Raw genomic sequence first — 23,153 nt, 5'->3', positions numbered from 1 at the left:
CGAATATTTATATGAATTATCCTCTGGCATCAAAGGCGTTGGTGGCTTCATTGTTCTCCACCGTATCTATCGGCGTGTGGTCACAATCTGGACAGAATATTCAGGTTCCGATGAATCCTGCTGAAGCTGTTTCTCAAAAGCAGGTCGTCAAGTCAGATAAACATGCAGATCGCGTGATGAAAAAAAGTCTCTATAAAGCGCTAGCAAAGCACAGCGAAATAGACGCGGGCAATATCAGCATTCTGGCGAAGAACGGAGTGGTTACGCTAAACGGGACAGTAACTGATGCGGACCAGATCGACATAGTGGAAAGTGTCGTAAAAAGTAGCCCAGGTGTTTTGGCCGTGACAAACAAGCTAAGGGTCCAGCGTCCATTCGAGCAATGAGTCGGATATGCGCGGATGGGGAATCGTTGCCGTCGCCTCTCGTCATTCCTGGGGGGCGTCACCATTCCAGCACGAAAGACACGAGTGTCGTTACCGCCTTTATGGCATAACGAGCGCACGGTGCCGGTGTCGAACCGAGCGTCGAAGTCATCTGCACAATCATTAGTAGTACAGATGAGGTTGCACACAAAACAGCTGTGATTACCCGGCGGAGCGTGAGGGTCTTTCCAGCCGCGGCATATTTATCTCAGTGTTACTTGAAGGTATCTTCACTCGTACTTTTAGCCCGATGGCTGATTTGCTGCGGCGCTATTGGAGGCCCTGTCCGCACCTTGGATGAATTGAAAAAACCGTCGCGTCGAAATGCGCGCACGACCGAGGAGTGTCGTAAGCGGATGAATGTCTGGCAGCCGGCTAACGGGCCAACTGGTTCGGAATTCGCCCCGCAATCTATCTGGCGGTCGAGCCGGTAGGTGCAATCGTTGGTGAAGCGATGGCTGAGGCCGAAGTTGCGCAGGCCTCGCGTTCGACTAGCACTAACGTGTTTCCAATTTCGGCTTGCCATAGGGTCACGGCCGAACAAACGGGAGGACAATGGTATGGCAGGAGAAACCGCAAATTTTGGATTGCGCAAGTGGCCGGCAGCACCGGCGACTCGACCATTCGAGCTGACGCCGCGCCAGCACAAGCTGGTCGACATGGCGCGGGCCGGTCTGGCCGAGCCGTTCCAGGGGATAAGGTGCAACGGCTCGGTGAGCCGGGATCCAATTCCGCCGGCGCTGGCCGGGGCCTCGCTCGCTCCGCTGCTGGAGGCGGCACGTACGTTTCTCGCGAGCCTCGACGCACCGCAGCGGCGCGCCGCGTGTCTGGCAATCGACGACGAGGCGTGGCGGGGGTGGTCCAACTTTCATCCGTGGCTGATGCCCCGCAATGGCGTCTGCCTTGCCGATCTTGGCCACGAACAGCGTGAGGCAGCACTGGCACTGATGCGCGAGACGATGAGCGCGACGGGCTATCAGACCGCGCGCGACGTCATGCGACTCAACGAGCATGCCCTCGAAATAACTGGCAAGCCTGAGGAATACAGCGAATGGTATTACTGGGTCAGCATTTTCGGGACGCCGTCGCCGGAAGGTCCCTGGGGCTGGCAGATCGATGGCCACCACCTGAACGTCAATTGCCTGGTACTCGGCGACCGACTCGTCGTGACGCCGACCTTGATGGGATCGGAGCCAGTATTGGCACGGTTCGGCAAATATAGCGGTCTGCGCGTATTTGCCACGGAGGAGGAGCAGGGCTATGCACTAATGAGCTCGCTGCCTCCCGAGGTGCAAGCAGCGGCGACGATCGGTACGGTACTGCCATGGGAAGTGTTTGGGGGCGCTTTCAACGATAACCGGCATATCGAGCCGGGCGGTCTCCGTTATGGGGACCTGCCGCAGGAAGGCCGCGAGCGCCTCGAGGTGCTGCTGGCGCACTATATCGGGTACATCCGCCCTGGTCATTCCGAACTGCGCTGGGAGGAGGCCAAACGTCACCTTAGCGATACGCATTTCGCCTGGATCGGACATGTCGAGGACACGAGTCCGTTTTACTACCGCATCTTAAGTCCGGTAATCCTGGTTGAGTTCGACCACCAACCCGGCATCGTGTTCGATAACGATTTGCCGTCGCGCGATCACATCCACACGCTCGTGCGCACACCGAATGGCGGGGATTATGGCAAGGATCTGTTGCGCCAACATTACCTCCAGTGCCACACGGATGAGCACGGGGCCCATACGCATTCGCACACGGGCCGGAACGTAGCCGAAGCGCCGAAATGATGGTCGGGAGTAGAAGTCGCTGGGAAAATCGAGGCGACAGCAGAGGTCGCGCCTAGTAACTGTCGGCCGGTCCAGGCGTACGTACAGGCGTTGAAGATGGGGCGAAAGATGTCTTCTACGAAAAGCCCTATCGGGTCGTTAAGACACGGGTGAGTGCGGATACATGCGTCGCGTGCACTCGCATTCGTTTCGTATACCTAATGGACTAATAAAAATGCATATCGGAGTTCCCGCCGAAACGCGGAAAAACGAAGCACGGGTCGCAGCAACGCCGGAGACGGTCAAGAAGTACGTCTCGCAAGGTCATCGCGTCACGGTCCAGAGTGGCGCCGGCGCGGCCGCAAGCTTTCCCGACGAGGCGTACCAGGCGGCGGGCGCAGAGCTCGTTGGCGCACAGACGGCCTTCGGTGCCGACGTTGTGCTCAAGGTCCAGACGCCCACGGTGAATGAACTGAGGCTCATGAAGCGCGGCGCGGTGCTGGTCGGCATGCTTGATCCTTTCGACAAGGAGAACGCGCAGAAGCTCGTCGAAGCGGGTGTGACGGCGTTTGCGCTTGAGACCGCCCCACGTACCACGCGCGCACAGAGCCTCGACGTGCTCTCCTCTCAGGCCAACATCGCTGGCTACAAAGCGGTGCTGCTGGCATCGACCCTCTATCCGCGCTTCATGCCAATGCTCATGACCGCCGCTGGTACGGTCAAGGCGGCGCGTGTGCTGATTCTCGGCGCGGGCGTCGCGGGCCTGCAGGCTATCGCGACGGCCAAGCGTCTCGGTGCGGTTATCGAGGCGTCGGACGTGCGCCCGGCGGTGAAGGAGCAGATCGAATCGCTCGGTGCGCGATTTCTTGACGTGCCTTACGAAACGCAGGAGGAACGCGACGCGGCGGTGGGCATGGGCGGCTACGCGCGACCGATGCCGCCTTCCTGGCTTGCGCGCCAGTCCGCACTCGTGCACGAGCGTGCAAAACAGGCCGACATGATCATTTTGACGGCGCTGATTCCAGGTCGCGACGCGCCGGTACTGCTGCCCGCTGAAACTGTGCAGGCGATGAAACCAGGCTCTGTGGTGGTGGATCTCGCGGCAGGGCGCGGACCCGTCGCCGATCCGGCTACGGGGCGGCGTGGCGGCAATTGCCCCCTGACCGAACCCGACGAGGTGATCGTCATGCACGGCGTGACGATCGTTGGCCACACCAATCTGGCGTCAATGGTGCCGGCCGACGCATCGGCGCTCTATGCACGCAACCTGCTGGACTTTCTGAAGCTGATTCTCACGAAAGAAGGCGCGTTGAACATCGACATGGCCGACGACATCGTCGCGGCGACACTCCTTACACGCGACAGTGAAGTTGCGTGCGAGATTAAACGATAAAGGAGACCGGACATGGAAATCGTCAACCATACCGTTGTAAATCTCATCATCTTCGTGCTTGCGGTGTACGTCGGCTACCACGTGGTCTGGAATGTCACGCCGGCGTTGCACACACCACTCATGGCCGTGACCAATGCAATCTCGGCAATCGTGATTGTGGGTGCGATGCTTGCCACGGGTTTGACCGTGGGCGGCGTAGGCAAGTTTTTCGGCACGTTTGCCGTGCTGCTCTCGGCGGTCAATGTGTCTGGTGGGTTTCTCGTCACGCGGCGCATGCTCGAGATGTTCCGCAAGAGGGAACCGAAGAAGGCTAACGTGAAGGAGGGCGCATAAATGAACATGAATTTGGTGACTCTGCTTTATCTTGTAGCCTCGGTCTGTTTCATCCAGGCGCTCAAGGGTCTGTCGAACCCGAAGCGCGCGCGCGCGGGCACCGTGTTCGGCTTTATCGGCATGATCATTTCGATCCAGACTACGCTGGTGCTGATCGTGACCAAGTCCCTTCATTCGGGCTTGAATCTCAAGCTAGGTCTTGGGCTTCTTCTTGGCGCGCTCGTCATTGGCGCTCGCTCTGGTGCAGTCGTCGCCAAGCGGGTCGAGATGACCAAGATGCCCGAGCTCGTCGCGGCGATGCACTCGCTGATCGGTCTCGCCGCAGTATGTATCGCGTATGCCGTGGTATCCGAGCCGGCTGCGTTCGGCCTCCTTGCCGGGGATGCCTCGCCTGCAGGCTTCATTCCCTACGGGAACCGCATAGAACTCTTCATCGGCACGTTCGTGGGCGCGATCACGTTCAGCGGCTCGGTGATCGCCTTCGGAAAGCTTTCCGGGAAATACAGGTTTCGGCTCTTCCAGGGGGCGCCGGTGGTCTACCGGGGCCAGCATCTGCTCAACCTGGTGCTCGCGCTCAGCATGATCGGCTTCGGCATCGAGTTCTACCTCACGCAGATGTGGCTGCCGTTCATCATCATGACGGCGATCGCGTTCGTGCTGGGTCTGCTCATCATCATTCCGATCGGCGGCGCGGACATGCCAGTCGTGGTGTCGATGCTGAACTCGTACTCGGGGTGGGCGGCGGCGGGCATCGGCTTCTCCCTGAACAACGCGATGCTGATCATCGCGGGAGCGATAGTGGGATCCTCAGGTGCGATCCTTTCGTACATCATGTGCCAGGCGATGAACCGCTCGTTCTTCAACGTGCTGCTAGGTGGCTTTGGTGCTGAAAGCGGTGGCGCGACCGCAGGCGGCGTACAGGAGCAGCGCCCCGTGAAGTCGGGCTCGGCCGATGATGCCGCCTTCATGCTTGGCAACGCCGAATCGGTGGTGATCGTGCCGGGCTATGGTCTTGCAGTGGCGCGGGCCCAGCATGCGCTTAAGGAACTGACCGACAAGCTCGTGGAGAAGGGCGTGGAGGTGCGCTATGCGATTCACCCGGTGGCGGGCCGCATGCCGGGCCACATGAACGTGTTGCTCGCGGAAGCGGAGGTGCCGTATGACCTCGTCTTCGAGATGGAGGACATCAACAACGAATTCGGCCGGACCGACGTCGTTCTCGTTCTGGGTGCGAATGACGTGGTGAACCCGGCGGCGAAGAACGATCCGGGCTCGCCGATCGCAGGCATGCCGATCATCGAAGCATATAAAGCGCGGACAGTGATCGTCAACAAGCGGTCGATGGCAGCGGGCTATGCGGGGCTCGACAACGATCTCTTCTACATGGATAAAACCATGATGGTCTTCGGCGACGCGAAGAAGGTCATCGAAGATATGGTGAAGGCTGCGGCGTGATGAGCCGCAGGGGTCCCGTGTAATAGTCGATTCAAGGGTTCCATATCTGCTTCAAGCTTGAGGATGGGACGCCTCGTTGCCGGCGTTCCGGGCTAAATGCCCGACCGTTAAAACTTGCGCGGCGTGGTTGATATCGAGTACGGTAAGTGTTCTTTGGTCATCTCCTTATATTGCATGGTCTCTGTCCGCCTGCTAGACCCACATGACGTGGAGCAATTCAAGGCAATGCGTCTTCTCGCCGTCGACAACGCCCCTACCGCCATCTGGTCCACCCGGCAGGAGGAAATGGCACGGTCGATTGAAGAGGTCGCCAACCGGATTCGTTCAACACCGACCCAGGCCGTCTTCGGTGCGTTCGAGGGCGAGGTATTGGTCGGCGTCACGGGCATTCGTCGTGAGCCGCTGTTTCAAGTCAGTCACAAGGCCACAGTTTGGGGCGTGATTGTCAACCCTGGATACCGTGGACGAGGAATCGCGCAAACGCTGTTGTCGGCAGCGACAGCTCACGCGATCAAGGAGTGGAACACCATCCAGTTGATGCTTTGTGTCAATGCAGAAAACCTGCCGGCAAAGAGGCTCTACGCGTCGTACGGCTTTCAGACGTTTGGCCTGGAGCCACGCGCGATGAAGGTTGGAGATCGTTTTTATGATGAGGAGCATATGTGCAAACAACTGGCGTAACAGGCGAACCGCGCTAGAGCGGGGGGGCGGCCCAATATCAGCCGCTCGAGGGACGTTCGCGAATGGCCTCTGGCGGACTGACTTGCGACGGTCGCGTAGAACACGTTAAAGATGGCAACGTTGCGACTATACAGTCGTCAACTCGGGACTTCGTGCGCCCCGATAGCGTGGTGAGCCATACTCAGTATGGGTTTGCCAGACGCGAAATAAAGTCGTCACTTCGCTCTTGATATGAGGCCTTCGACGCACGCCCGCCGACGGTGGCCAAGGAATATTGCGGCCGACGTATGCCGACCGCATCGGGCAGCACGCGGCCAACAAGAGCCGGTAACGATTTTGATTCGCGCGGCGGAAGTCAGGTTGATAGCGGCCGTTCGACGGCAGATGGGGACGACGTTGGCAGGAGCCGCTTTCTCATGCACATGGCCGTCGACGGACAAAGAACCGCAAACTGCCTGCACAACCGCACCTCGCCGGGCACCTCGTCGCGGCTTGCGTGCTTATAGCCTGCTACTTCAAAAAAGTGTCCAGCAGTCGTTGTCAGCAGCCAAACTTCCCGTTGACCAAGTGAGAGTGCGTTGTCTTCGAGCCGTGTGACTAGTTCTCTCGCGATGCCTCTACCGCGCAGTTCCGACGTGATGGCGAGCGATCGCAAGAGCACGCTCGAGCCGAGCTGCTCGATACCGCCGATCCCAACAACTATTCCGCTTGCGTCTTCGACAACCAGGAATCCTTCGATAAGCGTCGTCGAAACATCTTCTGAAGGTAAGCCATTCGCGTTTAACAGGTTTTGGATCTCGCCCAGGTCGGCGTCGTTGGCCTTTCTTATCTGCATAGCTGTATGCTCACTCGAAATTTGCCTGATGTTCGCCAAATTTTTTGCCGAGCGTGACGCGTATGGCGAAGATGAACGCAACAGCCGAAACGAGCGATACCAGCAGCACAGTCCATTCGACAGGCACATAGTTTCCGCCGGCCGTCCAGATCGCGGCAGCCGAAACTGGTGCGATGCCCTTGGCAACGTTCGAGGGCATCGAGAGCAGTCCGCTCACGGCTCCATAGCCCTCCGTCCACATCACATCCTGCACGATCGTCCCGCGCAGGATCGTCATCATGCCGTTTGCGCCGCCGTAGATAATCGCGAACACGATCAGCAGGACGGATGACGTGCCTGCGCACATAAGAACGACGACTGATGCGGGCAACGCCGCCGTAACGATGACGCCGACAATCGACGGACGAACATTGCGGCCGAGCGTGAACCACAGCACGCGCGCGAGAACCTGCGCCGGACCGATTACGGCCATTGTCGTCAGGATCAACGCTGGCAGCACCCTCCGTTCCGCCATCAGCGGTACCAGGTGGAAGGTTAGCGCCGCAAACGTCGCATAGTAGGCTGTGAAACAGACCGCAAGCGCCCAGAATGTCGGCGTCCGTAGCGCACGGCTGGTTGCCGCCGCATTGATCGCCTTCAGCGAGGCCTTGTAATCCCGATTGTCTTCGCGCGGCGCATCGCGGCCAATTGCGAAAACATGGATGGGTAGGCAGATCGCGAGGTTAAACCCGGCTAGCGCGAGGAGCGCTCCTCGCCATTGGAGCCGGTCGACGAGAAGCTGAGTCAGCGGGATAAAGACGGTGCTGGCAAAGCCCGCTACCAGCGTAATCAACGTGATCTTTGTGCGAAAGCTGCCTGGAAAGTCCCGCGTAATCACCGCGAAAACTGGATCGTAGAGCGTCGCGGCCATCGCGACGCCCAAGCCGATCCAGACGACGAAGAGCATCACCGGCACTTTGATCAGCACGCCAACCACAGTGGCCAGGGCTGCACCGGAATAGAACCCGAACAGACTGATTGCCGTCGCAACCGCCAGTTCAAAGAAATTGCTGGCACCGGTCAGACTCGAGGGCCCAGCGACGCAGTGCGCAACGCCGAGCCTGCGATTCAACAGGTAAGCGAGGCCGGAATTGAAGAACACCTGTATCAGGATCGGCACCGCGAGCATGGCAATAACGAGCGGCTCCTTGACGATTGCCTGCCCCTGAAAGGCAAACAGCAGGACGAGCGTCGCGAGCAGCGCGCTGATCGAGTACGGGCCGAGATGTGCAACCGCCTGCCGGAAATGCGCTTCTCCTCTGGCCAGCAGGTGTCGGCGCAGCAGTTGGGCGAGGATGACGGGAATGACGATGTATAACCCAACCGAAATGATCAACGTATCCCACGGCACAGTAATCGCGGACAGGCCGAGCAGGAGCGCTACAAGGGGCGCGAATGCCACGATCATGATGGAGTCATTCAGCGCCACCTGAGAGAGCGTGAAATACGGATCGCCTTTGCAGAGTTGTGACCACACGAACACCATGGCCGTGCAGGGGGCCGCGGCCAGCAGGATCAGGCCCGCAATATAGCTGTGGAGCTGGTCGGCGGGAAGCCACGACGCAAACACATGACGGATGAAGATCAAGCCCAGGAATGCCATGGAGAAGGGTTTGACGAGCCAGTTCACGAACAGCGTAACGCCGATGCCGCGCCACTGGCTCCTGACCTGAGTCATCGCGCCGAAATCGATCTTGATCAGCATCGGAATGATCATCACCCAGATCAGCACACCGACCGGAAGATTGACGTGCGCCACTTCCATCCGGCCGATCGCCTGGAAGAGCTGGGGCAAGAGCTGCCCGACCAGGATGCCCCCCACGATGCAGAGGGCAACCTAGACCGTCAGATAACGCTCGAAAAATCCGATCGCCGGCCGTGCCCTGCCGATCGCTGTATCAGTGCTGCTCATCTGATTCCTCTGCTGGCCTCGCACCGATCGCGTGCATTTCACGCTGAATCGCGTTGCGATCCAGCACATGCAACGGCAGATTCACGAACTGGCTCACCCGGTTCATGATTTGCCGTTAGGCCTTGTTGAAGACCTTGCGCTTCTCCTCGTCGCTTCCCTCGCATGCCGCCGGATCTTCGAAACCCCAATGCGCGGTCAGCGGGTGGCCCGGCCAGATTGGACAGACTTCGCCCGCAGCCTGGTCGCACACCGTAATAACGAAGTCCATGTGCGGGGCGTTGGGTCTAGCGAACTCATCCCAGCTCTTGCTACGCAGCGTCCTCGTGTCGTATCCCAGCGCTTCGCAGCGCTCAATGGCGAACGGGTTCACCGCCCCGGATGGGTGACTGCCCGCGCTATACGCGCGAAATTTGCCCTTTCCCAACACGTTGAAAAGCGCCTCGGCCATGATGCTGCGCGAGCTGTTGCCAGTGCAGAGAATGAGGATCGAGTACGTTTTGTCGCTCACGGACGGCTCGCGAATGTAATGGCTTTTTGAGCCGGCGCGCAGCATGCGGCTGAGGACTGATGTTGCGATTGCTTGTGTGACTGTCCGTAGACCGGAGCGGCTTCAAGGGTTCTAAACGTTTCCCACGCGACGCCTTGCGGATCTACCGTCCAGGCCTTGTCCGACCTGGCATAGCAACAGGTCGTCCCTATCTGCGCCTCTGCCGACAGTTGAGCCGCGCCAAAGCGCGCATTCATCCCGGCCAGCTCCGCCGCGGTTTCGACCTGAATGCCAATGTGATCGACACCCGGTTTCACACCGCGTTGCGAGATCGCGAAATTCACCGCTGGGTCGGTCAACTCCCATTTCCAGTAATCGCTCTTGAGAACTGTAGGTTCGGCGTTGCCAAACATGGCACTGTAAAACCGGATGCTGTCGCTCAGATTCTCGACCACTACATGGATGTGCATGCACTTCATGGTGTGTCTCCGCAGCAATTGGGGAGATCGCTCGCGGCACAGGTCGCGCCGGCGCAGCAGTTCTCCGTCAGGAAGCCGATAAGACCTGTCATGGCGTCGAAATTCGCCGTATAGATGATGAAACGCCCATCCTGTCGCGGCTTCACCAGGTCGGCATGTGACAGATCCTTTAGGTGGAACGACAGGCTTGAGGGGGAAAGCCCGAGCTGTTGGGCGATTTCACCGGCGGCCATACCTTCGGGGCCGGCCACAACCAGAAGGCGAAAGATCGCGAGACGCGATTCGTGGGCGAGCGCGCTCAGGGCGCGAACAACTAGGGTTGAGTTCATGCCCTGAACAATAGAGCAGTCATTTCGATATTTCAAACATTATTGAATCGATGGGTGAGGCGGGACGGGGCGACAACGTGCCACCTCCGTTGCGCGGAGGTTCGTCCGCGCCACCAGTCGAGGGCGCGGTGTCGGACGCGGACTGTACGAAGCCTTACTGGGGGAGCTAACGGAGCTCGTCTACGCGCAGGCGTTCGCAGGCATCGCGCTACCCAACGCCGCGAGTATCGCGCTGCATGAAGCAGTTGGATTCAAGCATATCGGTGTCTATGAAAAGGTCGGATTCAAGCTCGGTGCATGGCGAGATGGCGGGGCTCGCGCTTCTATCATGCTGTGCTCGGGCGCTTCAAGGGGTTGTCGCATGTCACGGTTGAAGTGCAACCCCTCACCAGTGGCGGCCTGATTCATCGCAGTCGAGACGCCATGCATCGATGTAGTAGTCCGCTGCGTACGTCGAGTTCCTCTTCAGAGGCTCTCTGGGCTTCTGCGGGAATCGTCGATTCAGTGCAGTGTCGCCTCGGCAATACCGGCGAGCGCGCAGACCACAACGACGGCGAGCGGTGGAATCTTCCAGCGCGTCAGCAGGAAAAAGCCGATGGCTGCGACGGCAAAGTCGAGTTCCGAGCGAATCGCACTGGTCCAGATCGGCGAGTACAGCGCGGTGGCCAGGAGTCCAACGACCGCAGCATTCACTCCTGCAAGCACTGCCGCCATCGATTGGCGAGCGCGCAGCGCTCGCCAATAAGGCAGCGCTGCAAGCGCAAGTAGAAGGCCTGGCAGAAATATTCCCACTGTAGCGAGCAACGCGCCGGTCCAGTGATTCGGCGCTTTGACCATCATCCATCCAAGAAATGCCGCGAATGTAAACAAAGGGCCCGGGACGGCCTGCGTGGCGCCGTAGCCTGCCAGAAAATCGTTCGAAGTGACCCAGCCGGTTGCGACAGTTTGCTGTTGCAGAAGCGGCAGCACGACGTGACCGCCGCCAAACACCAGGGCACCGGAACGATAGAATGCCTCGAAGACCTTGAATGCCTGACCCGCACGAAGTCCGTCAAGGACAGGAAGCCCGAACAGCAGGACACAGAACAGGATCAGCGCGGCGGCGCCCACCGTGCGGGAAACAGGGAATTCGTGTGTGTGTTGTGGTACATGGCCGCCGTCTGACGATGCCGTCGTGTGGCACAACGCAGATCCGAGCACAGCACCGAGGCCGATAACGATGAGTTGTGCATAAGCGGTCGTCAGAATGCTGAGTACCGCTATAGCGATGAGCGCGATGGCCGCTCTGCGGTGATCGGGACAAAGGCGATGCGCCATGTCCCAAACTGCCTGAGCGACGACGGCGACAGCGACAAGCTTCAGACCGTGTATCAAGCCGCTACCGACCGGGCCACCCAGGTTCGGGGCGATGGCAGCGAAGCAGAGTAACAGCAGGACTGAGGGTAGCGTGAAGCCACACCAGGCAGCGAGTCCTCCAAGCCACCCTGCTCGCAGAAGGCCGATCGAAAATCCCACCTGGCTGCTGGACGGTCCTGGAAGGAACTGACAAAGTCCGATCAGATCTGTGAATGTTTCGTCATCAAGCCAGCGAAGCCGCTCGACGAATTCGCGGCGAAAATATCCCAGATGAGCAATCGGACCGCCGAAGCACGTCAGTCCAAGCTTGAGGAAGACCGCGAGAACTTCCAGGACGGCACCTCTTCGACTCGAGTGCGGTGATGCGATATCAGTTTTCATACGTGAGTGTGAAGTGCTACCACTCCGTCATCGTGGCTCGTTGATATTGCTATTGGCATCGGCGCCGGGTGTCTGTACGGTCTTCCGGGTCTGCGGAGAATCCGTTCAGGCGATGCTCTGCTAAATGTCTCTACGCTACAGTACGGAAGTTGACGCAATCCGGACGGTTGCGACGGCGGCCACTGGAAATGAAACATGGACTGCGAGCCCCTGGCCGCCGATGCCAGTATCAAAATCCAACCTTGCTCCAAAGTACTCCGCGATGCGGGCGACGATTGACAGGCCGAGTCCGCTGCCGTTCGCACCATTGCCAGTCACGCGAAAGAAGCGGTCGGTCAGACGCGTGATGTCCTCCGTATCCACGCCGGGGCCGTTATCTCCGACTGTCAGTACGACCGCATCGGCGTCGCGCCTGATAGAGACCTCGACTCGGCCGCCGTCATCGCAATACTTGATCGCATTGTCAATCAGGTTGTCGAGCACAATGTCCATCAAAACCGGCTCTGCCATGACCATGTAGTTAGCGTCGCCGACCAGAGCGACGGTCATGCCTTTTCGTCGAGCGTCTGGCTCGTTGGTGGCAATGGCATCCTTGACGAGCGCAGCAAGTGCAACAGGTTGCGCAGGGACCTTGCGATGTTCGTCGAGCCGGGCCAGCAGAAGCAACTGTTCGGCAAGATGGGCGCTGCGATCCACGCCCTGTACGACCCGCTGCATGGCAAGTTGTTGCTGGGCTGCGTCCTGTGCCGCGAGCGCAACTTGTGCCTGAACCTTGATCGCGGCCAGCGGTGTCTTCAGCTCGTGCGCGGCGTCAGCGGTGAATGCTCGTTCGCGGTTGATTGAAAGTCCTAGTCGTGACAACAGTTGATTGATTGCATCGACAAGTGGACGGACTTCGACCGGAGTCGGCCCGATCCTGATCGGCTCGAGTTTGCTGGCATCTCTTGTCCGGATCGCCTTCGAGAGCGCCTCAAGAGGCGCCAGACTGTGACCAATACTGATCCAGACCAGCAATGCGAGAACTGGCAATGCCAGAGCGATCGGCTTCGCAATACGAAGTGCTACCCCGGTGGTCAGGTCACTGCGCTGATTGGTTGACTCTAGCACCCGTACCGTACGACCTGACACACCATCGTGAAGCATATAGGTATGCCACGGCTGGCCGCCAAGTGTTACCGTTCGCGCGCTTGCTGTGGCGTCAGCTGGTACCTCGAATGCACCCAGGGACTCGAGCTGCGCGCTACTGGCCAGGACGCGTCCCTGTGCATCGCGCACCTGGAAGAGCGCTTCGCGCGGCGACTTGTCGCCATCGCTGCCGTTTGTGTGGCCGGGACGGCGGCCGTATTCGGTACGCGCGTCGATACGCGTCCTGGACAGGACCGAGAGGTCGTTCTGATCGAGCAGAACGATGAACTGCGCGAGTTGAACTAGGCGAGCGTCGTCCCATTCTCCAACCTCGCGCGTCGCCTCACGGTAACTCCAGCCGAGGGCGATAGCCCACACCAGGATAATGCTCGCGAGCACGAGCAGCGCGAGTCGACCGCGTATCGATCCTGGCATCATGTCTGCTCCATCACGTACCCGATACCCCGGACGGTTTTGATCAAATCCGCCCCAAGCTTTTTACGCAAGTTGGATATATGTACCTCAATCGTGTTGCTTTCGACTTCTTCGTGCCATCCGTACAAGCTTTCTTCAAGACGAGATTTGGATTGCGGCACACCCTGGTGCGTCAGCAACTGATGCAGCACGGCCCATTCGCGAGCAGTCAGCGGAATGCGGACATCGTCGCGCAATACGGTCTTGGCGGCCGGATCAACAGTCAGAGCGCGATATCGGAGGACTTCGACGCCGCGCCCCTGCGAGCGCCTTAAAAGCGCACGACAGCGTGCAATGAGTTCCGTCAGGTCAAAAGGCTTGCCGAGGTAGTCGTCCGCACCTGCCTCAAGGCCGCCCACCTTGTCGGCAACCGTCCCTTTTGCGGTGAGTACAAGCACTGGCACATTCTTCCCGCAGCCCCGCAACCATCCCAGGAGTTCGAGACCCGACATTCGGGGCAGTCCGAGATCGAGCACGACCAGCGCATAGTCGGTGGTTTCGAGAGCCAGCTTCGCGTTGCGACCGTCCTGCGTCCAGTCGACCGCAAAACTTGCGTGACGAAGTCCTGCTTCGACACCACTACCAATCAGATCGTCATCTTCGACAAGAAGTATTCGCATACAGGTGTGCCCAGAGAAGCATCCGGCAAAACTGTCATCGACGCGGCAACGCGCCTGGCCATATTTGCCAGTGTAACCACGTTGGGGCAATGAACGCGCATGATGCCGACCTGCTTAAGATTTCCTTCAGGTTCGGCCATTAGTATCAGCTAACCGCGCATGGATGCACAGTTGTCACCTGGAACCAGCCGAGGTCCATCGGTTGATCGATCGCTACAAGGAAAATGAAAGTGCCTTCGATATCTACGTTCATCCGCATCGGCGAGTTGCGCCGTGACACCATCCACGATCGACATGCTACGCGCCTGTCTCCTGACAGCGTTAACTGCTGCCACCGCGATAGAGGCCGCGGCACTTCTGGCTATCGGCCCGTTCCGTGTTTCCGAAGACGTGCTTACATCGATGACCTTTCGCGCAGCAACGGTGGCGGCCATTGCGTGCATGATGCTGGTCACGAGACGACTTGCACGCCCGCGATTGTTTCGGTTCTGTCCGGATGCCTGTGGTTCTTCATCTCCGGTTCGATCGCAAGGCATTCGAGTCGGCCAGGTGCTAGCGGTAGCATCTTCGAAACTGATGTTCGCGGGTTCCGTTGAATCCACGGGCGAGCAATGAACGCAATCAAAACCAGGCGACCACTCTATGGCGGATTTTCGACGATCGGCTGAAGCACGTTATGACGGCGTAGCGCGTCTCCTTCACTGGTCAATCGTAGTGTTGATCACGATTCAGTTCGTGATTGGCTGGACGATGCCTGATGTTCATCACGATACAAAGCCGGTTGGACTGATCGCGTGGCATCTTGGCGTCGGTGCGACGCTGGTTGCCGCTATGGCGCTAAGAATCATCTGGCGACTCACGCATCGGCCTCCGCCGGATGCATTGTCGCCAATATTGAGTGCCGCTTCCCGGATCACCCATCTGCTTCTCTACGCCGCGCTGGTTATCGTGCCGGTGTTGGGATGGATCAACGCATCTTCACGTGGCTGGACCGTAGATTTTTTAGGCGTCGTGCCGTTCCCCGGCTTGACCCCGACAGGTTCCGCATTCGGACGCGCGATGGGGGACGTCCATGGAGTCCTGGCGTGGGTGCTTTTTGCACTGATCGCGGTACATGTTGCTGCGGCGCTCTTTCACCGCTTTGTGCTTCGCGATCAGGTCATGCATCGGATGTTGCCGTAATGTCAGCGTTGTTGTGGCACATGCGGGACACAGATGTTAAGGCCTTTGTGATTCTTGCTGGCCAGTTCGTGCGGGCCGGAATGCTGTCTTTGTCAGGCCCACGCTCAAGAATGTCCGACGCATCCACGCTGTGAGTAAACACCGGTTGCAGCGGACACCTTTGTCCGCAAGGGAGACCGGGGCCGGCGGGCGAGCGGTGTTTCCCGGTCCCAGCCATTTTTTGTGACGTGACCGCGGGCGACCGCTTTCCGATTTCCAACGGACAATCGCGTGCATGATTCGAGCGTCCCTGATGGCTTGGGTCATGCCTTTGGCACTTGCTGTGAGCAGCGATCGTGCGAGGTCTGCGTCGAACCGGGGTCGGCCACGAGCCGACACTGGACTGCTGATGGCGAATGGCCGCTGCACGCAATAAAATGGGACATGCGTGATGGGCGACAGATTCAACTCGCTTTGTCGAGCGCGCGAGCCGCCCTGACAACTAACGGCGGCGGCGTCCTGGTGCTCACCAGATACGGCAAGGAGCGTCGCAAAGTTAAGCCCAGCCAGCGGTTACGCGCGTTGCCCAATCTGAATAACACTACTGGAGCGGACGATCGCGTCCTTTTTTCCGGGCAGTCGCCGAGCACGCGCAGACCCACCTGCGCTGCTCGGAGCGATTACGGCTATGTACGAACCGGCAGGTCAACCCATTACCCGTCGTCCTTCAACCGGATAGTTCGGATCCGTATAACCGGGCGTCGATGCGTGCCCCGGAGGAACCAGACTGTCGACAAACTTCTCATCGTCGGGTCCGAGTTGCAGTGTCAGTGCATCCATGTAGCTGTCCCAATGCGCTTCAGTGCGCGGACCGGCGATAGCGGAACTCACGAGCTTGTTCTTCAAAACCCAGGCGATAGCAAACGCGATCGAAGTCGTACCGCGTTCAGCGGCATGCGCCGCGACTTTTTGCGCGATGGCGAGCGATTCCGGTCGCCACTCGGTCTGCTGGATGCGCTTGTCGCCTCGACCCGCACGCGAATCGGGAGGCGGGGCACCGTCGAGTGCATATTTTCCAGTCAGCACCCCGCGTGCGAGCGGGCTGTAGGGCACCACACCGATGCCGTAATGTCCGGCAGCAGGCATCAGTTCGACCTCTGCCGTGCGATCCACCATGTTGTACACCGGCTCGAGCGCAATCGGGCGATCAATGCCGAGCTGATCGGCGAGACGCACGACTTCCGCAACGCGCCAGGCCCGGAAATTGGATAAACCAAAGTGGCGCACCTTCCCCTGACGGATGAGGTCGCCAATCGCACGCACGCCTTCTTCCAGAGGCGCATCGTTGAGCGAGCGATGGAAGTAGAGAACGTCGATGTAATCGGTTCTTAGGCGCTTCAGGCTGGCATCGACTGTCTGGTAAATCCATTTGCGCGACTGCCCCTGTTCGTTGGGTCGAGCAGTAGCCGACGCAGGATAACCAAACTTGGTCGCCACGACCCAGTCGTCGCGTCGCTGCGCAATCGCACGGCCGACGATTTCTTCGGACCGGCCGGCGTGATACACGTCGGCGGTGTCGAGGAAATTGATGCCCTGCTCGAAAGCCTTGTCGATGATCCGCTGCGACGTAGTCTCATCCGTTTCGCCGCCGAACATCATCGCACCCAGACAGAGGGGCGAAACCTTGAGGGCGCTGCGACCCAGATATCTATAGTCCATCATCATCTCCATGCAGGGCTGGGCCTGCGGTTGCGAAAGCACTGCCTGCCTGATGCAGCTAGCGCGAGCGGTGGTCGTCAGAGATAGATGATAAAGCGTCGGTATCCAGTGATAAATCCCTTAAAACCGCAAGCTCCCATGAATCGCGTTCATGAATCGCACGTCAGGTCTTCGATTCGTCATTGCGATAGCGGATTGCGTCGATCACCACCGTCATCGCCCTGGAGAACTCACGGCGGGTTGCGTAACAGGCGTGCAAACCCGGAAAGACGGGACACCAGTCCTCCAGTACCTTGACGAGACGCCCCGCTTCGACATGCTCGTGGGCCAGATCTGCCGGAATGTACGCGAGCCCATATCCCGACAGCGCCGCTGCCAGCATCGGATAGGTCCCGTTAAAGGCGAGTTGCCCATCGACGCGAACCTGCACCTCCCGGCTCCCCTTCTTGAGCTCCCACGGATAGAAGCCACCCAATGTTGGCAAACGCAGATTGATGCACTGGTGCCCGGTCAGATCCTGGGGCTTCTTCGGCCGTGCATGCTTCTCGAGGTATCCCGGCGCAACGACAATCGCCATACGCATTTCCGGTGCGAGGCGCACCGCGATCATGTCTCTGGCGACCTGATCGCCATGGCGAACGCCAATGTCATAGCGATCCGCCACGATATCGGAAAGGCCATAGTCGGTCGTGATCTCCACCTTGATATCCGGATAGTCGTGCAGGACCTTTGACAGTCTGGGCCACAGGACCGTTTCTGTCGCGTAGTCGGTCGCGGTAATGCGAATCGTGCCTGCGGGTTTGTCCCGGAATTCGGTGACGGCAGCCAGCTCCGCATCGATTTCCTCAAACCGGGGAGCGATGGTCTGAAGAAGGCGTTCGCCCGCCTCGGTCGGCGAAACGCTGCGCGTGGTTCGGATCAGCAGTCTCATCCCGAGACGGGTTTCGAGTGAGCGAATGGTGTGACTCAGAGCGGATTGCGACACACCGAGTTGTGCAGCGGCTCGGGTGAAACTGCGCTCGCGCGCGACCGCGATCAGCGCCAGTAAATCGTTATAACTTTCGCGACGCATTAATGAACTCGCTTCATAGGTGTTTGCTGATTCTAACGCCTAGTCGTACATGAGTGAGTGCATTACATTGCAAATCAAATGATCCGCGCCGTACGTCGCATTCAGCTTTGCAGACAGGCCGCCGGGGCGGGCACGTGCCTTTGGAACGACACAACCCGGTGCGGCGAATCTCAAACGTGCGAGCGCCGGTGAGGAGCCGACCCATGAGATTACTCGCTGTAGCGATGCTGGCACTCTCGTTCGGCGTCGCTGCCTGTTCGCAAATCGAAAGGAAAACTGATATGGAAGGTCGGGATCAATCCTCCTCTGTCAAGCTGGTTGACGGAATGCATACCGTTTCGCCCGCCCTTGAGCGCTATACGACCGATGTTGTGCTGGGCGACCTCTGGAAGCGTCCGCAACTTTCGGCGCGGGACCGAAGCGTCGTTACGCTCTCGGTGTTGATCGCGCGCAATCAAAGCACGGAGTTGCCGTTCTATCTCGATCTCGCGCTCGACAGTGGCCTCAAGCCCGGTGAGATTTCGGAGATCATCACGCACCTTGCGTTCTATACCGGTTGGGCCAACGCGACCGCGGCTGTGAAGGTAACCAGCACTGTATTCAAAAGACGTGGAATTACGCCAGCGCAGCTCCCGCCAGCGTCCGTTGAACTTCTTCCTCTCGACAAGGCAGCAGAAGCCCAGCGCGAGACCGCGGTGCAACACAACTTCGGCGCGATCTCGCCAGGCGTCGTTCAATTCACGCGAGACACGCTGTTCAATGACCTGTGGCTGCGGCCAGGGCTGGCGCCGCGAGACCGGAGTCTCGTGACGGTCAGCGCACTGGTTGCCACCGGTCAGGTCGCACAACTGACTTACCATCTGAACCGGGCAATGGATAACGGACTGACCAAAACACAGGCGTCGGAAGTCATGACGCAACTGGCGTTCTACGCGGGTTGGCCGAATGTCTTTACGGCACTTCCGGTCGTCAAGGACGTGCTTGAAAAGCGACCCGACTGACACGCTCCCCTGCACTGCGGCAACCGATTGACAACCTTGGCGGGTAGACGAATGGCAACGTGGTCTGAAGATGAAATCAAAGCGATCGCGGTGAGCGACGACCTGCATGTCTCGCCGTTTCGCGACGACGGCGTCACCTGTGGAACCCCAACATGGGTCTGGTCGGTTGTCGTCGATGGCGACCTCTACGTGCGCGCGTACAACGGCCACGCCTCCCGCTGGTATCAGGCTGCAATGCGGCAACGGGGCGGCCGGATCAGCGTCGCCGGAATGACGCGGGACGTGAGCTTCGAGCCTGCCGTGGATCAACTCAATGAACGTATCGACGCTGCTTACCGAGCGAAATACCGCACCAGCACCTATCTGAATTCGATGACAGGCACACGGTCACGCGCCGCGACCGTCAAAATCTTGCCGCGCGCCTGAACGCCGGAAACCCTGTCGAATCAATGCGAGAGAAACCGGATGCCTGAAAAGCTCGATGGCGCCACGCGTCTTTTCCCAATCATCGGCGACCCGATCAGGTTCGTGAAATCGCCGCAGCAATTGACCCGTGGTTTCGAGGCACGAGACTACAACGGTCTATGCGTGCCCATGCAGGTAGCGAAAGCCGATCTTGAGCCTGTCATGCAGGCGCTCACGCTGACAGGGAACGTCGACGGACTGCTGGTCACGATGCCGCACAAAGTAGCGGCATTCGCCTGGTGTACCACCAGTTCCGATACCGCCCGATTGCTTGGTTGCGTCAGTGTCATGCGTCGCAATGCGGACGGTACATGGCACGGCGATATGCTCGACGGCCTCGCGTTCGTGAAAGCGCAAACGGATTGCGGTGCGCAGGTGAAGGACGGTCGCGCGTTGCTGGTCGGAGCCGGTGCCGCAGGCAGCGCAATCGCCATCGCGTTGCTCGACGCCGGAGTACGCGAACTGATCATTCGCGATGCAGACGAATCTCGCGCAACGCATCTGAAAGCGCTGGTCTCCGATCTGGATCAGGGCCGTGTGCGGGTCGGACCGGCGAATCCTGCTGGATGCACTCTGGTATTCAACGCGACTCCAATGGGTTTCACCGAAGCCGATCCGCTTCCAGTTTCTGCCGACCTGCTGGATTCATCCATGTTCGTGGGTGACGTGATTGCCGGGCACGGCGTGACGCCGCTGTTGAAGGCAGCTCAGTCAGCAGGTTGCAAGACCGCGAGCGGCGTCGAGATGGTCAGGGCGGTCCAGGAAATGATGCTTGATTTTCTGCTGGGCGAGAATACCGCGCGCAGCGGGTAGCAGACCGCTTCGCGTCAAGCCCCGATCGCTAAAGTTCGACGACGTGTACACCGTCCGGGTGGCTATCGGTCGTTATATCGCACCGTCCCGGGCCATCGGAGACGGTCACACCGACTGTGCTGACAGCACCCTCAACCTTCAGGAGTATTGATATGAATCCCACTTACGATTTCAAAGGCCAGGTCGCGCTTGTTACGGGCGCCAGCTCGGGGATGGGGCTGGAAACCGCAAAAGCGTTCGCCGAAGCAGGCGCTGCCGTTGCGCTGGTGGACCGGAATGCCGAGACGCTCAATGCGGCTACCGAGATGTTGACCGCCGCCGGGCATCGGGCCATTGGCATTGTCTGCGACGTATCCGATGAAACGCAGGCCAGGGCGGCAGTTGAACGCACCGTCGCCGAGTTCGGTCGCCTCGACATGGCCTACAACAACGCCGGAATCCTGGGGCCGATGTGCGAAATGTCCGCCGAGTCCGCCGACGGCTATGACGAGGTTCAGGCTGTGAATCTGCGCGGCATCTGGACTTTCATGAAGCACGAACTGCTGCAGATGAAGAAACAGGACAGCGGCGCGATCGTGAACTGCTCGTCGCTCGGTGGCCTTGTCGGACTGCCCGGCCGCGCGGCTTACCATGCCAGCAAACACGGCGTGATTGGCCTCACCAAGAGTGCTGCCCTGGACGTCGCCGCGCACGGCATACGGGTGAACGCGATCTGCCCAGGCTGCATCGACACCCCGATGGGCGAGGAGATTGATCCGGAAGCGATGAGAGTGTTCCTCAAAGATCAGCCAATTGGTCGAATGGGCAAGCCCGAGGAAGTCGCAGCAGCAGTGCTGTGGTTATGCAGTCCCGGTGCCAGGCTGATCGTTGGTGTCGCGTTGCCGGTAGATGGAGGCTTCGTCGCGCACTGAGCTGATTTGGATTGAGTAATCGCACGGCTCCGATCCCCTCTGCTGGTGGACCGAGCCGTGGCCTGGGAGCCCCTGAGGGGAACCGGTTTGCCAGACCGGAAGGAGAATTGCATGTCTGATGCTTTTGGTGGGAAAGTGGCGCTGGTCACCGGCGCTGGTGGTGGAATCGGTCTGGCGACAGCCAAAGCTTTTGCAGAGGCCGGCGCATCCGTCATCCTTGTCGACCGGAATGAGGAGCTGATCGGCATCGCAACCGATGACCTGCGCTCGGCCGGACACAATGTGTGCGGACTGACATGTGACGTCTCCGATGCGTCACAGGTCAAGGCAACGTTCGAGCCGGCCATCAAAACGTACGGCCGACTCGATGCGGCCTTCAATAACGCGGGCGTGAATTGCGACGCCGTTCCCTTGCTCGACACCAGCGATGACGAGTACGAACGCATCATGGGCGTCAACCTGCGCGGAGTCTGGAACTGCATGAAATGCGAACTCGCACACATGGTGCCCCAAGGCTACGGGACCATCGTCAGTTGTTCGTCGATTGGCGGCCTCGTAGGTAGCCCAGGGAGATCGGCCTATAGTGCCAGCAAGCATGCGGTGATCGGGCTCACTAAAAGCGCCGCCCATGAATATGCAGCCCAGGGTATTCGCATCAATGCGATTTGCCCTGGCATCTTCAAGACGCCGATGTGTGAAGAGGTCACCCATCACTATGATCCGGAGATTGTTGGGAAAATGTTGACGCGTGCACCGATCGGACGTTTCGGTGAGCCGGAAGAAATCGCGGGCGCAGTGCTCTGGCTTTGCGGACCCACATCGACATATATGATCGGACACGCGCTAACGGTAGATGGTGGTTTTCTCTCAAGGTAAGAGAGGCAGACGTCCGCTCACTTTTCCATAGCGGCCACACGCTTACTCTTGTTGCGATGGCCGAGATGGGTCCGCCATGAGACGCTGGCGAAAGATGCCCTATTTTTTTACCCAACACTGTAGGCGCTCAACTTTATCCGCAAACTGCAAATCTGCCCGGCGAGCGTGTGATCGTCAAACACCACATGAATCCGTTCCGCGAGACCGACTTGCAGCGGATTCTTGAGGCCCATGGGATCGAGAGAGTCGTCGTCGTTGGAAATATGAGTCACATGTGCATTGACGCGGTCACTCGCGCTTCGGTGGACTTCGGTTACAGAACGACGGTGATTTACGATGCCTGCGCCACACACGACCTTGAATTCAATGGGGTGCGTGTGCCCGCGCCGCAAGTGCATGCGGCATTTATGGCTGCATTGAGTTTCGGTTATGCGGAGACTGTTTCTGCAGCGGATTTTTTGGCGGCTAACCGGCAACGTCCGGCTTGATTTTGCGACCGCAGTCAGGGTGTCGTCGCTTCTTCAAGCTTTGCCAGGCTCGCGTTGGAATGTGGCTGACGGTATTGATGACGGTATTCAGCAGAAGTCATATTCGGATGCTCGATGATCGCGATGTTGGAACGAAAGCGCGCGTTGAATCCTCCGATGCAATCTGTCCAAAGCTGACAACTGCCGACCGCATTTTTCGGTACCGCTGGCGGTATCGTCACTACCAGATCGGCCGGAGGGCCTGTAAACACAAGGGTCCCGTCACCGATTGACAATCGCGTGGGCATACTTGAGTGTGGGACCATGCCGGTCCGCAAGGACGTTGACCGGCGCTGCCATTTACACCATTTTCTGGTCTGTCTGCGCTGCCTATTTCGCAGTATGGGTAGGATGATGGGTAGGGCGTAGCCTCAGGATGTGGGAGCCAAACCTGGCGCGGCTTTGCGGACAAATGTTGGAGTCCCTGATCGATCCTATCCTTGCACGGCGCGAACAGCAGCGCCGACAGTTGCTCGATATATCGCCGGACGCCAACGTGACGTTTCGTGAAGCAACTG

The 23,153-nt window shown here is 59.1% G+C and carries 22 protein-coding genes and 2 pseudogenes; 14 read left to right on the top strand and 10 right to left on the bottom strand.

Annotated features, from left to right (window positions below; genetic code table 11):
- The first annotated feature begins 11 nt into the window (after nt 1–11).
- The 6 genes from P3T43_RS33280 to P3T43_RS33255 all read left to right on the top strand — a co-directional run bounded on the left by P3T43_RS33280 (nt 12) and on the right by P3T43_RS33255 (nt 6,053).
- Complete coding sequence (locus P3T43_RS33280) at nt 12–386, top strand: BON domain-containing protein (RefSeq protein WP_429285243.1); 375 nt, start codon at nt 12–14, stop codon at nt 384–386.
- A gap of 698 nt (nt 387–1,084) precedes the next feature.
- Complete coding sequence (locus P3T43_RS33275) at nt 1,085–2,212, top strand: DUF3500 domain-containing protein (protein ID WP_429285242.1); 1,128 nt, start codon at nt 1,085–1,087, stop codon at nt 2,210–2,212.
- 214 nt (nt 2,213–2,426) lie between these two features.
- The gene (locus P3T43_RS33270) at nt 2,427–3,584 is read left to right on the top strand and encodes a Re/Si-specific NAD(P)(+) transhydrogenase subunit alpha (RefSeq protein ID WP_429285241.1); all 1,158 of its coding nucleotides are present in this window, start codon (nt 2,427–2,429) and stop codon (nt 3,582–3,584) included.
- A gap of 12 nt (nt 3,585–3,596) precedes the next feature.
- On the top strand, nt 3,597–3,917 hold the full coding sequence (locus P3T43_RS33265) for an NAD(P) transhydrogenase subunit alpha (RefSeq protein WP_429285240.1): 321 nt from the start codon (nt 3,597–3,599) through the stop codon (nt 3,915–3,917).
- Nucleotides 3,918–5,372, top strand: a complete 1,455-nt coding sequence (locus P3T43_RS33260) for an NAD(P)(+) transhydrogenase (Re/Si-specific) subunit beta (protein WP_429285239.1) — start codon at nt 3,918–3,920, stop codon at nt 5,370–5,372.
- A gap of 174 nt (nt 5,373–5,546) precedes the next feature.
- Entirely contained in the window at nt 5,547–6,053 is a 507-nt protein-coding gene (locus tag P3T43_RS33255) for a GNAT family N-acetyltransferase (protein WP_429285261.1), read from the top strand.
- Between the two features lie 355 nt (nt 6,054–6,408).
- On the opposite strand, the gene arsN2 is transcribed toward P3T43_RS33255, so the two are convergent.
- The 5 genes and pseudogenes from arsN2 to P3T43_RS33230 all read right to left on the bottom strand — a co-directional run bounded on the left by arsN2 (nt 6,409) and on the right by P3T43_RS33230 (nt 10,134).
- The gene (arsN2, locus tag P3T43_RS33250) at nt 6,409–6,888 is read right to left on the bottom strand and encodes an arsenic resistance N-acetyltransferase ArsN2 (RefSeq protein WP_429285238.1); all 480 of its coding nucleotides are present in this window, start codon (nt 6,886–6,888) and stop codon (nt 6,409–6,411) included.
- A 10-nt stretch (nt 6,889–6,898) separates the two neighbouring features.
- On the bottom strand, nt 6,899–8,752 hold the full coding sequence (gene arsB / locus P3T43_RS33245; protein ID WP_429285260.1) for an ACR3 family arsenite efflux transporter: 1,854 nt from the start codon (nt 8,750–8,752) through the stop codon (nt 6,899–6,901).
- Nucleotides 8,753–8,825: 73 nt separating this feature from the next.
- Nucleotides 8,826–9,347, bottom strand: a pseudogene (locus tag P3T43_RS33240) (arsenate reductase ArsC).
- Entirely contained in the window at nt 9,344–9,805 is a 462-nt protein-coding gene (locus P3T43_RS33235) for an ArsI/CadI family heavy metal resistance metalloenzyme (RefSeq protein ID WP_429285237.1), read from the bottom strand. The pseudogene P3T43_RS33240 and the gene P3T43_RS33235 overlap by 4 nt, the downstream one beginning before the upstream one ends.
- The gene (locus P3T43_RS33230; RefSeq protein WP_429285236.1) at nt 9,802–10,134 is read right to left on the bottom strand and encodes an ArsR/SmtB family transcription factor; all 333 of its coding nucleotides are present in this window, start codon (nt 10,132–10,134) and stop codon (nt 9,802–9,804) included. The genes P3T43_RS33235 and P3T43_RS33230 overlap by 4 nt, the downstream gene beginning before the upstream one ends.
- A 109-nt stretch (nt 10,135–10,243) precedes the next feature.
- On the opposite strand from P3T43_RS33230, the pseudogene P3T43_RS33225 reads away from it, so the two are divergent.
- A pseudogene (locus P3T43_RS33225) lies at nt 10,244–10,537 on the top strand (N-acetyltransferase family protein); the annotation flags it as partial.
- 98 nt (nt 10,538–10,635) lie between these two features.
- On the opposite strand, the gene chrA reads toward P3T43_RS33225, so the two are convergent.
- The 3 genes from chrA to P3T43_RS33210 form a co-directional block, all read right to left on the bottom strand.
- Nucleotides 10,636–11,871 carry a chromate efflux transporter gene (gene chrA / locus P3T43_RS33220; protein WP_429285235.1) on the bottom strand — a complete coding sequence of 412 codons (1,236 nt, stop codon included), beginning with the start codon at nt 11,869–11,871 and terminating at the stop codon, nt 10,636–10,638.
- A 135-nt stretch (nt 11,872–12,006) separates the two neighbouring features.
- Nucleotides 12,007–13,434, bottom strand: a complete 1,428-nt coding sequence (locus P3T43_RS33215) for an ATP-binding protein (protein WP_429285234.1) — start codon at nt 13,432–13,434, stop codon at nt 12,007–12,009.
- Nucleotides 13,431–14,090, bottom strand: a complete 660-nt coding sequence (locus P3T43_RS33210) for a response regulator transcription factor (protein ID WP_429285233.1) — start codon at nt 14,088–14,090, stop codon at nt 13,431–13,433. Before P3T43_RS33210 ends, P3T43_RS33215 begins: the two co-directional genes overlap by 4 nt.
- Before the next feature lie 642 nt (nt 14,091–14,732).
- Here P3T43_RS33210 and P3T43_RS33205 point away from each other — a divergent pair.
- Nucleotides 14,733–15,272: a cytochrome b gene (locus tag P3T43_RS33205; RefSeq protein WP_429285232.1), complete on the top strand. Its 540-nt coding sequence runs from the start codon at nt 14,733–14,735 to the stop codon at nt 15,270–15,272.
- 684 nt (nt 15,273–15,956) lie between these two features.
- Here the strand turns inward: P3T43_RS33205 and P3T43_RS33200 are convergent.
- Together P3T43_RS33200 and P3T43_RS33195 are read right to left on the bottom strand one after the other, a co-directional pair.
- Entirely contained in the window at nt 15,957–16,970 is a 1,014-nt protein-coding gene (locus P3T43_RS33200; RefSeq protein ID WP_429285231.1) for an aldo/keto reductase, read from the bottom strand.
- A gap of 163 nt (nt 16,971–17,133) precedes the next feature.
- Nucleotides 17,134–18,042 (bottom strand): LysR family transcriptional regulator, encoded by a 909-nt coding sequence (locus P3T43_RS33195; RefSeq protein ID WP_429285230.1) that lies wholly within the window; start codon nt 18,040–18,042, stop codon nt 17,134–17,136.
- Nucleotides 18,043–18,323: 281 nt separating this feature from the next.
- Between P3T43_RS33195 and P3T43_RS33190 the strand changes: the two genes are divergently transcribed.
- The 6 genes from P3T43_RS33190 (at nt 18,324) to P3T43_RS33165 (ending at nt 22,596) form a co-directional block, all read left to right on the top strand.
- Nucleotides 18,324–19,043: a carboxymuconolactone decarboxylase family protein gene (locus tag P3T43_RS33190; RefSeq protein WP_429285259.1), complete on the top strand. Its 720-nt coding sequence runs from the start codon at nt 18,324–18,326 to the stop codon at nt 19,041–19,043.
- Nucleotides 19,044–19,094: 51 nt separating this feature from the next.
- The gene (locus P3T43_RS33185) at nt 19,095–19,469 is read left to right on the top strand and encodes a DUF2255 family protein (protein ID WP_429285229.1); all 375 of its coding nucleotides are present in this window, start codon (nt 19,095–19,097) and stop codon (nt 19,467–19,469) included.
- Between the two features lie 39 nt (nt 19,470–19,508).
- Nucleotides 19,509–20,321 (top strand): shikimate dehydrogenase family protein, encoded by an 813-nt coding sequence (locus tag P3T43_RS33180; protein WP_429285228.1) that lies wholly within the window; start codon nt 19,509–19,511, stop codon nt 20,319–20,321.
- 152 nt (nt 20,322–20,473) lie between these two features.
- The gene (locus tag P3T43_RS33175) at nt 20,474–21,232 is read left to right on the top strand and encodes an SDR family NAD(P)-dependent oxidoreductase (RefSeq protein ID WP_429285227.1); all 759 of its coding nucleotides are present in this window, start codon (nt 20,474–20,476) and stop codon (nt 21,230–21,232) included.
- Between the two features lie 111 nt (nt 21,233–21,343).
- A complete protein-coding gene (locus P3T43_RS33170) occupies nt 21,344–22,108 on the top strand; it encodes an SDR family NAD(P)-dependent oxidoreductase (RefSeq protein ID WP_429285226.1) in 765 nt (254 codons plus the stop codon).
- Nucleotides 22,109–22,209: 101 nt separating this feature from the next.
- The gene (locus P3T43_RS33165; protein WP_429285258.1) at nt 22,210–22,596 is read left to right on the top strand and encodes an isochorismatase family protein; all 387 of its coding nucleotides are present in this window, start codon (nt 22,210–22,212) and stop codon (nt 22,594–22,596) included.
- The last annotated feature ends 557 nt before the right edge of the window (nt 22,597–23,153 follow it).

The sequence above is a fragment of the Paraburkholderia sp. GAS41 genome (assembly GCF_050436545.1).
Lineage (GTDB): Bacteria > Pseudomonadota > Gammaproteobacteria > Burkholderiales > Burkholderiaceae > Paraburkholderia.
The sequence above is the reverse complement of the archived record's forward strand: the minus strand, read 5'-3'. Positions and strand labels throughout refer to the sequence as shown.

What these genes read in the sequence shown, in the direction of transcription:
- P3T43_RS33255 (WP_429285261.1), top strand. Translation starts at nt 5,547, where the DNA reads ATGGTCTCTGTCCGCCTGCTAGACCCACATGACGTGGAGCAATTCAAG.
- P3T43_RS33195 (WP_429285230.1), bottom strand. Translation starts at nt 18,042, where the DNA reads ATGCGTCGCGAAAGTTATAACGATTTACTGGCGCTGATCGCGGTCGCG.
- P3T43_RS33200 (WP_429285231.1), bottom strand. Translation starts at nt 16,970, where the DNA reads ATGGACTATAGATATCTGGGTCGCAGCGCCCTCAAGGTTTCGCCCCTC.
- P3T43_RS33275 (WP_429285242.1), top strand. Translation starts at nt 1,085, where the DNA reads ATGGCGCGGGCCGGTCTGGCCGAGCCGTTCCAGGGGATAAGGTGCAAC.
- P3T43_RS33235 (WP_429285237.1), bottom strand. Translation starts at nt 9,805, where the DNA reads ATGAAGTGCATGCACATCCATGTAGTGGTCGAGAATCTGAGCGACAGC.
- P3T43_RS33180 (WP_429285228.1), top strand. Translation starts at nt 19,509, where the DNA reads ATGCCTGAAAAGCTCGATGGCGCCACGCGTCTTTTCCCAATCATCGGC.
- P3T43_RS33280 (WP_429285243.1), top strand. Translation starts at nt 12, where the DNA reads ATGAATTATCCTCTGGCATCAAAGGCGTTGGTGGCTTCATTGTTCTCC.
- P3T43_RS33170 (WP_429285226.1), top strand. Translation starts at nt 21,344, where the DNA reads ATGTCTGATGCTTTTGGTGGGAAAGTGGCGCTGGTCACCGGCGCTGGT.
- arsN2 (WP_429285238.1), bottom strand. Translation starts at nt 6,888, where the DNA reads ATGCAGATAAGAAAGGCCAACGACGCCGACCTGGGCGAGATCCAAAAC.
- P3T43_RS33185 (WP_429285229.1), top strand. Translation starts at nt 19,095, where the DNA reads ATGGCAACGTGGTCTGAAGATGAAATCAAAGCGATCGCGGTGAGCGAC.
- P3T43_RS33265 (WP_429285240.1), top strand. Translation starts at nt 3,597, where the DNA reads ATGGAAATCGTCAACCATACCGTTGTAAATCTCATCATCTTCGTGCTT.
- P3T43_RS33210 (WP_429285233.1), bottom strand. Translation starts at nt 14,090, where the DNA reads ATGCGAATACTTCTTGTCGAAGATGACGATCTGATTGGTAGTGGTGTC.
- P3T43_RS33260 (WP_429285239.1), top strand. Translation starts at nt 3,918, where the DNA reads ATGAACATGAATTTGGTGACTCTGCTTTATCTTGTAGCCTCGGTCTGT.
- chrA (WP_429285235.1), bottom strand. Translation starts at nt 11,871, where the DNA reads ATGAAAACTGATATCGCATCACCGCACTCGAGTCGAAGAGGTGCCGTC.
- P3T43_RS33175 (WP_429285227.1), top strand. Translation starts at nt 20,474, where the DNA reads ATGAATCCCACTTACGATTTCAAAGGCCAGGTCGCGCTTGTTACGGGC.
- P3T43_RS33215 (WP_429285234.1), bottom strand. Translation starts at nt 13,434, where the DNA reads ATGATGCCAGGATCGATACGCGGTCGACTCGCGCTGCTCGTGCTCGCG.
- P3T43_RS33205 (WP_429285232.1), top strand. Translation starts at nt 14,733, where the DNA reads ATGGCGGATTTTCGACGATCGGCTGAAGCACGTTATGACGGCGTAGCG.
- P3T43_RS33230 (WP_429285236.1), bottom strand. Translation starts at nt 10,134, where the DNA reads ATGAACTCAACCCTAGTTGTTCGCGCCCTGAGCGCGCTCGCCCACGAA.
- P3T43_RS33270 (WP_429285241.1), top strand. Translation starts at nt 2,427, where the DNA reads ATGCATATCGGAGTTCCCGCCGAAACGCGGAAAAACGAAGCACGGGTC.
- P3T43_RS33190 (WP_429285259.1), top strand. Translation starts at nt 18,324, where the DNA reads ATGGAAGGTCGGGATCAATCCTCCTCTGTCAAGCTGGTTGACGGAATG.